The organism is Streptomyces sp. NPDC050263 (assembly GCF_040655955.1).
Taxonomy (GTDB): domain Bacteria; phylum Actinomycetota; class Actinomycetes; order Streptomycetales; family Streptomycetaceae; genus Streptomyces.
In genome coordinates this window covers 25,813-33,831 of sequence record NZ_JBFAKW010000105.1, presented here as the reverse complement: position 1 = coordinate 33,831, position 8,019 = coordinate 25,813, and the positions used below count along the sequence as shown (strand labels likewise).

Below are 8,019 nucleotides of genomic sequence, written 5' to 3'. Positions count from 1 at the left end.
CTCGTAGCGGAGCTACTAGGGCTTTCGCCCGGTGCGGCGAGAGTGCGTGCCGGGCGTCGCGACGCCGCGGAGATCCATCAGAAGCCCCCTAGGCCGGCTCCAGCCCAGTGAGCCGGTCACCGCGTCAACGCGGACACCCCGGGATCCTCGTCGAGAGTGGGCGCCCACTCCGCGAGCAGCCCAGGCCGCAGCAGCCCGGAGAGCTTCGCTCCCCGGCGGTTGGCGGTCCGGTCCAGCCAGTCCAGCACCGCCCAGGCCAGCCGTGGCTGCAGATCGCTCACCTCGTCCGGCCAGCCCCACCCGTCCACCGGCAACGGACCGTCCGGCTCGGGTACCCGCACCAGCAGCGTCCGCGCCGCGGGCCGCTCGCTCAGCACGCTCTCCAGCGTCTCGTACACCCGCAGTTCGCGCTCCACCCACGCCGCCGCGTCGAACGCGCCGGCCGGACCCGCCCCCGCACGGCGCGCCGCCCACCAGCGCAGCATCGCCTCGGCGGGCCGCACGCACACGACATGGGCCGGCAGCCGCAGCAGTTCACGCAGGGCCAGCGGGCCGTAGTGGTCGACGTCGGCGAAGACATAGGGGCGGGTCAGGACGACCGCCGGCCACGCCTCTCCGGCCGCCGCCCGGCCGCGCAGATGCTCCGTCACCGACAGCCACGCCTCCACCCGGCCGTGCACCGGCGTGCGCAGCACCGGCACGAACATCCCGTCGTCGAGGATCTCCTCGCCGGACCGCGGCAGCACGTAGCCGAGCCCCAACGCCTCCGCGAGCAGCGCGGCGGCCCCGCCGGCCAGCGGACGGTGACCGATCACGACGATCGGGACGACGCCCCGCTCGCTCCACCGGGCGGCCGCGGCCGGCACCGCCTCCCGGCGCAGCCCGGCCATCCGGTCCTGCACCAGCAGATGCCGCGGCCGGTGTCCGTCCTCGGCGTCCAGCCAGACCCGGCTGCCGGGCTGTCCCTGCCAGCTGTACTCGCCGCGGTGCCGGAGCGTGCGGTGGGTGAGCGCGGACAGCTCCAGCCGTACCGTCCAGTAGTCGGAGTGGCCGTCCGCCTCCGCGCGACGCACCGCGGCCAGCGTCTCGACCGGCAGTCCGCCGTCGGCGAGGGCGATCGCCCGGTACTGCGCAAGGGGCTTCGCCGCGGCCCGCAGCCGGAACTCGGCCACGTCCATCAGCGGGGCGCGATAGCGGCTGCCCGACTCGACCGAGGACAGCGAGACCGTGAACCGCCCGGCGCCGTGCCGACTCGCGAGCACCGCCGCCGCGGCCGCGGCCGGCGCCCGGTCGAACCCCGGCTCCTCCACATCCCGGGCGAGCTGACCGGCCGCCGCGATGCCCGTGCGCAACTGGCGCAGCAGATGGGGGACGCTCGGCGTGGCCGCCTCCTCGGGCGGCAACCAGCCGAGCTGCGCGAACACCTGACGCACCGGCACCCCGGCCAGCCGGGCCAGCCGGTTCACGAAGTCGGGTCTGGGCTCCCGGCTGCCGTTGAGCATCGCCTTGACCAGCGAGTCCGACCGCTCGTAGTCCGGATACGCCGCGCGGAACGCCTTCACCACGGCCACGGTGCCCATGACGCCGCGCCGGTGCAGCGCCGTCAGGCACAGATCTATCCCCGCGGGCGTGCCGGACCCGCTCTGCCATGTCGCCATTCACCTGTCCTCCCCACTGGCCCCCGCATCCAACACGCTCCCGACACAACACGGCCCGGATCGGACACCACCACGCCTTGTCGCCGGTCGGCGGCAGCCGGTTCAGTCGTGAAGGTCGGCAATCGGCACCGCAACCGGCACAGCACCGGGCGGCTCAGGCGAAAGAGGCACACGAGTGGACAACCTGCGTCGAGGCATCGGCCGCGTCGTGGACGACATCCGGCACGGCCGTCACATCGAGGCGTACGCCTTCTTCCTGCTGGGGCTGGCCCTCGTCGGGCTGGGCCTCTCCAACCAGGTAGGGACCAAGGGACTGGCCCAGTTCACCGTGGGCGCCCTGGCGTTGCTCGTCTTCCGGACGGCCGTGCCGCCCGCCCGGCCGCCGGCCACCCCGGACGAGGTGCTGCGCCGCCGGGAGGACCTGGGCCCGCTGCGCAAGCTCCTCGACGGGGCCCGCGACCTCCGCGTCTACGGACCCTCCGCGATCAACGTGCTGGCGGGCGCGGACGACCTGCGGCGGCTGATCCTCGAACGCGGCGGGAAGGTCCGGATCGTCCTCCTCGACCCGTCGCCCCGCGCCGTCGCGGACGCCGCCACGCAACTGGACGACAACCTCGACCTCGGCGCCGCGCTCCAGAGTTCGCTGCGCGCCCTGGGACGGCTCGAGGGCATCGAGGGCTTCGCCTGCCGTCGGCTTGCGTTCAACCCGGGCTTCAGCCTGCTCGTCGTCGACGGCGACAGCGTCGACGGGACCGTCGTCGTCGAGTTCCACGGCTTCGCCGACGGCACGATCAACGAGCGGATGCATGTGGCCTTGGACCGCCGGTCCTCCCCGCACTGGTACGAGTACTGGCTGCGCCGCTTCGACGCCCTCTGGGACGCGGCCCTGCCCGGCGGCCCCACCCCGTCGCCCCCGTCGCCCCCGCCGTCTCCGTCCTCCGACGACGATCCGCGGACGGGTGCGTCGTGACGGCCCCGGTCCCCGCGGTCGCCGAGGCCGCGGTGCTGCTCGACGGACTCGACCCGGACGAGGTGCTCGTCTGGTCCGGCGCCGGCATCTCCGTCGAGGGGCCCACCAGCCTGCCCAGCGGGCCGGAACTGACCCGCCGGGTCTTCGAGGCGTTCTTCGAGACGGGCGCGCTGGCCCGGGTGCTGACCTACCACCAGGTGGTCGGCCTGCGCACGAGCCCCCTGTGCGCCTACGACACCACCCTGCCCACCTCCCGGCTGCCCCGGCTGGAGACCGCCCTGGACGCCGCCGCCCGGGCCCGCCCCGACGCCTCACCCGGCACGTTCGACATCCTCGACGACGTCCGGAGCGCGGTGCCCAACCGGCTGCACGCCTTCGCCGCCGGGCACCTCGCCCGCGGCGGCCGGCATGTCACCGCGAACTTCGACACCTGCGTCGAGCGCGCCTACGAAGCCCGCCACGGCCGCCCCGTGCCCCATGACGCGGTCCACCACTTCCACGGCTCCTTCGCCGACTCGCCCGACGGCAAGGCGCTCGGCGCCACCCTCAGCCTGATCCGGACGGGCTTCCCGCAGGCCGAGGTCCAACGGCTGCGGCACCTGCTGTCCACCCACCGCGCCCTGCTCGTCCTCGGCTACAGCGGCAGCGACTACTTCGACGTCGACCGGTTCGTCGCCGCGCTCCCCCCGGACGCCCTGACCGGACTGCGCGTGCTGTGGGTCATGCACGCGGGCCACGAGTCCCATGCGCCCGCGCACGACCCGATCGCCCTGCAGACCCTGCTGCGCCGGGCCGGCGCCGACGTCCACATCCTGTGCGGGCCCACCGACCTCCTGGTGGGGGAACTCGCCCGCCGCTGGGGCCTCGAACCGCTGGGCGACCCGCCGCGCCGGGTCACGGCCGACCCCGAACTGCCGGTCACCGACGCCGAACGCCGCCGCGCGACCTTCCTCCTGTACCGCTCGCTGGGCCTGCACCGGGAGGTCCGCCGGCTGCTCGACGCGCAGGCCGCCGGCACCGACGACCCCGTCGAACTCCGGGCCGTCCGCTCACGGCTGCTGTGGGAGGCGGGCGCCTGGAGCACCCTGCGCCGCATGTGGTGGCGCGCCCCCGCCGACGGCCCCGACCACTTCCTGCGAGCCGAGCGCATCGGCGCGTCGCTGTGGGCCCAGGGACGGCTGCTGCCCGCCTGGGTCTGGCTGCGCCGGTGCCGACGCGACGTCGCCGAGGGCACGGACGAGGCCTACGCCCTGGAGGAGACCCTGAACAGGGTCATCGAACACATGCACCGCACCCCCGACCTGCGCCCGCTCGCCCGCCGGCTGCTCGCCCGGATGCCGGAGCCCGCGGACACGGACGCTGACACCGACGCGGACACGGACACGGCCGAGGACCGGGGCCGGTCCGTGGCCGGGTACCGGGCGCTGCAGGACGTCCGCGACAGCCTCGGCTCCCTGCGCGGCGGGCGGCCCCGCGAGAACCAGGCCCACGCCGAGGAGTCGACGACCTGGTTCCAGGAGACCGGCGACCTCCAGGGCATGTTGAGCTACCGGCACCGCGTCCTGCGCGACGGCTACCGGGCGAACGGCGGCCCCGAGATCACCGACGCGAGGCTGCGGGAGTCCTACGACGAGATCATCACCGCCAACCTCTTCCTGGGCTCCAAGGCCGGCGCCTGGCGCACCGCCCTCCTGCCCGGCGCCCACCGCGCGTTCAGGGTGCACGAGTACCTCTTCGCCCTGGCCACGCTCGAGTACGGCTGGTGGCACCGGTCCCGGCTGCTCGCCTGGTACCTGCCCCGACGCCTGCACCACCTGCTCACCGGCGCCCGCCGCGCCCGCCGTACCTGACCGAACGGACCTGTACGGACCTGAACGATCGGAGTGAAGCATGGCCGAGACCGTGAGTTCCATCGACCTGACCGCCGGTTCCACCACGGAACTGGACCTGCCCCGGGTGAAGGAGGCACTGGCCCGGGACGGCTACGCCTATGTCCGGCCCGTGCCCGAAGGCTTCGACTACGTCGGCCAGTTGAGCCGGCTCGGCGCGCCGATACCCCAGTTCGACGGCGTCGTCGTACGCGAGGTGCGACCGGAGCCCTCGGTCGACAACTCGGTCTACTCGGCCTCCAACACCCGCGAGCTCATGCCGCACACCGAGTGGTTCGAGTATCCCGGGAACCCGCCCCGGTACGTGGCCCTGTGGTGCGTGCGCCAGACCGAGGGCCCGGGCGGTGAGACCACCCTCGCCGACGCCTACGAGTTCGTCGACCGGCTCGGCCCGGACGAGCGGAGCCGACTGGAGGCCTCGGTCTACCCGTGGACGCCCAGCGCCGTCCTCCAGCGCCTCGGCATCCGCTTCGAGGCCGACCACCCGCTGCTGGAGTCGGTCGAGGGCGAGCTCATCGTGCGCTTCCCCTGCGACGACCGCTGCGAGAGCTTCGACGCGCTCATGGACGGCTACCTCGCGCGCGGTCGGCGGTTCTTCCAGGACCACGAGATCGCCGTCCGCCTCGAGGAGCGGGCGCTGCTGGTCTGGGACAACTGGCGCATGATGCACGCCCGGCACGCCTTCGCCGACCGGGTGCGGCACCTGCGCAGGGTCCTGCTCGCCGAGCACGTGTGACCTCGTAGACCTCGACCGCTTCCACCCACGGAGGCTGACCGCATGAAGGCACTCATCCTCGCCAACGGCCGCGCCACCCGGCTCGGCCCCGTCTCCCGAGCCGTCCTCAAGGCACTGCTGCCCGTCGCCAACCGGCCGGTCATCTGGTACGTGCTCCAGAGCCTGCGCGAGGCCGGCGTGGACGAGATCGGCATCACGGTCGGCCCCGACACCCGGCCCGTCGTCGACTACGTCCGCGCCCTCGAAGGGCCGCCCGAAGACCCGGGCCCGCGCGTGGAGTTCCTGTGGGAGGACCGGCGGTCGGGTACCGGCGGCGCACTGCGCGACCACCGTGCCTACCTGGACGGCGCTCCCGCGGTCGTCGTCCCGGCCGACATCATCGCCGGCGTCGACCTCGCCGCACTCGTACGGCACCACCGGGCGCACCCCGCGGCCGTCACGGTCGCGGTCACCCCTCAGGACCCCGCACGGTGGGACGGGGATTTCCTGGTCGCCGACGGCCCGTTCGCCTCGTCCTACCTCTTCAAGCCGGGACCGGCGAGTCCCTCATGCCTGGGGTCCACCGGAGCCTGGGTGGTGGACCCCCGCGCGCTCTCCCTCGTCCCCGCGCGGGGCTTCTGCGACTTCTCCGCGCAGGTGCTCCCACGCCTGCCCGCCCGGGACCTGCCCCTGGGCGTCTTCGACGCGGGCACCGTCTACCAGCGGGACGTGGGGGTGCCGCGGCGGTTCTACGACAGCAACATCGAAGCCCTCACGGGCAGTTCCTCGGCCAGCCGCTATCTGCCCCCGGCCGGTCCGGGCGGGGCGGGCGACGCCGCGCGGGTCGCCCACGGCCCCGTCCTCATCGGCCCGGACGTCGAGGTGCACCGCAGCGCGCGCATCCACGGGCCCACGGTCATCGGCGGGGGCTGTGTCATCGGGCCGCACGCGTCCGTCGTGTCGTCGGTCCTGCTGCCCGGTTCCGTGGTGCCCGCCCACACCCTGCTGTCGACCTCGGTCTTCGGCACCACGGACCGCCTCTACGCGGAACTCCTGAAACGGCCCTCGCGGGACCGACGGGACCGCCTGGTCGACACGTCCGCGGACGCCGTGGCCCGGGACGCCACGGCCGGGGGCACCTCATGACGAGGGGAGCGGGCGTGGAGTTCTTCATCAGCATGGAGCCCCAGTGCGGCGCGACCTACGCCCAGCAGCTCCAGGTGGCACAGGCGGCGGAAGAACTCGGCTTCGGCGGGGTCTTCAGATCCGACCACTTCCTCGACCACCGGCCCGGCCGCACCGCGGACGGTGTCACCACCGACGTGTGGGTCACGCTCGCCGGGCTGGCCCGCGAGACCCGGCGGGTCAGGCTGGGCAGCCTCCTCACCTGTGCCGCCTACCGGCCGCCCGCGGTCCTGGCGGCCATGGTCGCGCAGGTGGACGACATGAGCGCGGGACGCGTCGAACTCGGCCTGGGCGCGGGGTGGTCCGCCGCGGAACACGCGGCGCTCGGCATTGCGCTGCGCACCCCGCGGGAGCGGTTCGCGGTGCTGGAGGAGCAGTTGCGCGTCGTGCGCCGCCTGTGGCAGGCACGCCCCGGCCGGCGGCCGACGCCGCCCCTGGTAGTCGGCGGGCGCGGCACCCGGCGCACCCCCCTGATCGCGGCCCGGTACGCCGACGAGCACAACATCGCCCGCCCCTCGGTCCAGGACGCCCGGGCCGCCGTCGAGGGCGCCCGGCGGGCCTGCCGGACGGTGGGCCGCGACCCGGCCTCCCTGCGCCACTCCGTCCTGCTGCGCCTGCACTGCACCGCGCAGAGCCGCAACTGCGGGATCCGCACCGGCGAGAGCGATGCCGCCGGAACCGTGGCGGGCGATCCGGCGCAGGTGGTGGAGCGACTCGCCGCCTACGCCGCGCTCGGCGTCACCCGCGTCTACCACCAGGTCGTCGACTTCGGCGACCTCGGGCACCTCGAACTGCTGGCCCGCGAGGTGCTGCCCGCGGTCCTGGCCATGAAGGGAGGCGAGAGCCGGTGAACGCAGGCGTCGCCGTCATCGACCAGGGGTCCTCCGGCGGAACCGAACTCGACGTACGCCGGGTCAGGGAGTGCCTGGCCGCGACGGGCCATGTGTACGTGCGCCGGGTGCCGCCCGCCTTCGACCACCTGGCCCAGCTGAGCCGCCTGGGACAGGTCGTGCCCCAGTACGACGGGCGCATCGTCCGGGACGTCACACCCGACCCCGCGGCGGACGAGAGCGTCCACCTGCCCGCCAACACCCGCGAACTGCTCGCGCACACCGAGTGGTTCGAGTTTCCCGGGCCGCCGCCCCGCTACCAGGCCCTGTGGTGCGTCCGCCAGGCCGCCGGACCGGGCGGCGAGACGACACTCGCCGACGGATACGCCTTCGTGGCCGGACTGCCGTCCGACCAGGTCAAGCGCCTGGCGGAGCGGGACTACACCTGGCGGCCCACCGCCGTCCTCGCCCGGGCCGGCGTCGCCTACGAATGCCGGCATCCCCTGGTCGAGCACCGCGCGGAGGCACTGGTGGTGCGGGTGCCCTGCGACGAGCGCAGCGTGGACCACGACGACCTGATGGCCGACTACATCGCGGCGGCGCGCCGTTTCTTCGCCGGCCACCGGCTCGCGGTGAAGATCGAGGAACAAGCCGTCCTCATCTGGGACAACTGGCGCATGATGCACGCCCGCACCGCGTTCACGGACCGCCGGCGCCATCTGCGCAGGCTGCTCGTCTCCGCCCCGACGCACCACGAACCCGCGTGACGATC

Annotated in this window: 7 protein-coding genes; 6 read left to right on the top strand and 1 reads right to left on the bottom strand. The window is 74.1% G+C overall.

Annotated elements, in window-relative coordinates:
- Positions 1–116: 116 nt before the first annotated feature.
- Positions 117–1,658, bottom strand: coding sequence for a hypothetical protein (locus tag AB0J04_RS34210; protein ID WP_363172500.1), 1,542 nt, complete (start codon positions 1,656–1,658; stop codon positions 117–119).
- 175 nt (positions 1,659–1,833) lie between these two features.
- Between AB0J04_RS34210 and AB0J04_RS34205 the strand changes: the two genes are divergently transcribed.
- The 6 genes from AB0J04_RS34205 to AB0J04_RS34180 are packed head-to-tail and all read left to right on the top strand — an operon-like array spanning position 1,834 to position 8,014.
- Positions 1,834–2,628, top strand: a complete 795-nt coding sequence (locus AB0J04_RS34205; protein ID WP_363172499.1) for a hypothetical protein — start codon at positions 1,834–1,836, stop codon at positions 2,626–2,628.
- Positions 2,625–4,478, top strand: coding sequence for a hypothetical protein (locus tag AB0J04_RS34200; RefSeq protein ID WP_363172498.1), 1,854 nt, complete (start codon positions 2,625–2,627; stop codon positions 4,476–4,478). The genes AB0J04_RS34205 and AB0J04_RS34200 overlap by 4 nt, the downstream gene beginning before the upstream one ends.
- 40 nt (positions 4,479–4,518) lie before the next feature.
- Positions 4,519–5,253, top strand: coding sequence for a TauD/TfdA family dioxygenase (locus AB0J04_RS34195; protein ID WP_363172497.1), 735 nt, complete (start codon positions 4,519–4,521; stop codon positions 5,251–5,253).
- A gap of 42 nt (positions 5,254–5,295) precedes the next feature.
- A complete protein-coding gene (locus AB0J04_RS34190) occupies positions 5,296–6,378 on the top strand; it encodes an NDP-sugar synthase (protein WP_363172496.1) in 1,083 nt (360 codons plus the stop codon).
- A 14-nt stretch (positions 6,379–6,392) separates the two neighbouring features.
- On the top strand, positions 6,393–7,268 hold the full coding sequence (locus AB0J04_RS34185) for an LLM class flavin-dependent oxidoreductase (RefSeq protein ID WP_363172495.1): 876 nt from the start codon (positions 6,393–6,395) through the stop codon (positions 7,266–7,268).
- Positions 7,265–8,014 carry a TauD/TfdA family dioxygenase gene (locus AB0J04_RS34180; RefSeq protein WP_363172494.1) on the top strand — a complete coding sequence of 250 codons (750 nt, stop codon included), beginning with the start codon at positions 7,265–7,267 and terminating at the stop codon, positions 8,012–8,014. Before AB0J04_RS34185 ends, AB0J04_RS34180 begins: the two co-directional genes overlap by 4 nt.
- The last annotated feature ends 5 nt before the right edge of the window (positions 8,015–8,019 follow it).